Origin of the sequence: Roseimaritima sediminicola, assembly GCF_009618275.1 — a bacterium.
Classification (GTDB): Bacteria; Planctomycetota; Planctomycetia; order Pirellulales; family Pirellulaceae; genus Roseimaritima; species Roseimaritima sediminicola.
Window position 1 is genome coordinate 1 of the sequence record NZ_WIAD01000114.1, and the last position, 1,841, is coordinate 1,841.

The window sequence follows — 1,841 nt, forward strand, 5'->3', positions numbered from 1 at the left end:
TGATCCAGAGTGTAGTGGAAATGATGTTCAGGGAGACATTAGTGCCCCTACACCAGGCACAATATTCGGCGAGCGGGTCAACGTAAGTGCGGGTGCCTACCTAAACTTGTGCAGGGGCATCGGGTCGTAGTGCAGGAATGAAGGGTTGCGTCAGCGAGTACCCGGCCTAGCGATGGGATCGCAGTAACATCGCGACGCGTGTCACGCGTCTGTTCAATATCTAGGGGGTCTGGCGAATATGGCGTGTCTTGTGTTGCGATTTGTTCACTTTCTGGGCCGTCGGGGGGGGGCTGCAGTTGGCAGGGGGCAGCTTAGTTCTTTGCTTTGCTGCGATGCTCGGCTGCAGTAAAACGGATGGCAGCCTGGGGTTGAGCGTCCATCCCCAAAGCCTGAGTTTTGGCAAAGTGAATGCAGTAAAGGACTTTCCGTGGCAAGTCATTCTGCACAACAGCTCCAACAAGCCGCTGACCGTAAAGTCATTGCAAGCCTCGTGCGGCTGCACATCGATCGACGTTGACGAGGTTGTTGTTCAGCCGGGGAAAGACGCACGAATTCGCCTCGTCCTGGACCTAACCAATGCAAAACCGGCAGCACTCGAAGAGCATTTCGAGGTGATCGTTTCAGGCGTTGTCAATGGTATCGTCCTTCGCTTTCCTGTTACTGGAGTCGTCACGCACAAGCTTTGGTGCGACACCACTTATATCAGCCAGTCCTTTACGGTCGCCGAGGTCGCGGGCTCTGAAGATCGTGCTGTCGCTTCTGCATTTATTTCATGCATGGACGATTCAGGAGGCGTTTCCGCATGCATTATCTCTGATGCCCCTGACCTACCTTTTGGTGTTTCCGTAAGCAGTGTTGAGGGGGAGTCTGCGAAGCTTGACTTGTATGTTGAGAAAGAGAAGCAGGTGCCCGCGGGAACGTATCGCTTCCATCTTGGCGTGGGCACCGGGGATGCAACCACTTCAAGCGATGCCGCCCTGGTGTTGGCTGTCGAGTTGCACGCGGTCGGGACGCTGTGCCTATCGGACGGTAATGTGTTAATTGCTGGCGGCGGCGAATCTGGTGCATGGAATGTTAACACCGTCAGCTTGACGGGACCTGACGGGGGGCAGGAGTTTGAAGTTGATAGTCTTGTCTGCCGGCCAAACCAGAATGCGGTCAGTGTGGAACGGGTTGAATACTCGCGGTACGACGGGCGATTCGAAGCGAGAGTTTTTTTTCAGCTATCTGATATTAACGAAACAGAGCGGCAAGCAGGCTTCCTTGTGCTCCGCGATCAACAGGGCAACTGCGAATCGTACAGAATTGGGTTCACAATACTAGGCGGCAAATAATGAACGAACGGCCCACTTTCTGGGAGGCTAGGGTCCACCTGCTTTCGTGTTTATGCGGCTCCTTGCAACGGCTGGCGGCCATCGCAGGGATTGCCATGCTTTTTTCGTTTGGGCCATGCGTGTATGCATCTGATCTCGGCCGTCTCATGAAGGCTTGGGAAAAACGGCCGGAGAGCTACCGAACACTTGAGGTGCGATGGCGATGTAGCCGGATTGTTCTTCAGGAATCCGGCGGGCAGCTAAGATTTCCAGTCGCCGGTAGGCTTTGCCTGGACAACACGGCAAGGCTGCGGTTCGAGATTGATAATATTCCCAGCGATGGGTCCGGCTCTATCGATGACGCACTGGGCGTTATCAGAAGCTTTGCTGTTTTCGATGGAGAAAAAACTGTATCAATGGTTCCGCATGCATCGACTTCGGCGAATGTCGCGACGGTTGCAAGCAAGGAGATCCGCGGCCTTAATGATGTAAGTAATGACGTGCGGTTACTTCCGTTTCGACTGGCAA

2 protein-coding genes are annotated in these 1,841 nt (G+C 54.3%); both read left to right on the forward strand.

The features are described 5' to 3' along the window. The first annotated feature begins 368 nt into the window (after positions 1 to 368). The gene (locus tag GE027_RS22475) at positions 369 to 1,334 is read left to right on the forward strand and encodes a DUF1573 domain-containing protein (protein ID WP_162006900.1); all 966 of its coding nucleotides are present in this window, start codon (positions 369 to 371) and stop codon (positions 1,332 to 1,334) included. Next, positions 1,334 to 1,841 (forward strand): hypothetical protein (locus GE027_RS23505; protein ID WP_237607740.1); only part of this gene is annotated, 508 nt, incomplete at its 3' end. The genes GE027_RS22475 and GE027_RS23505, both read left to right, overlap by 1 nt.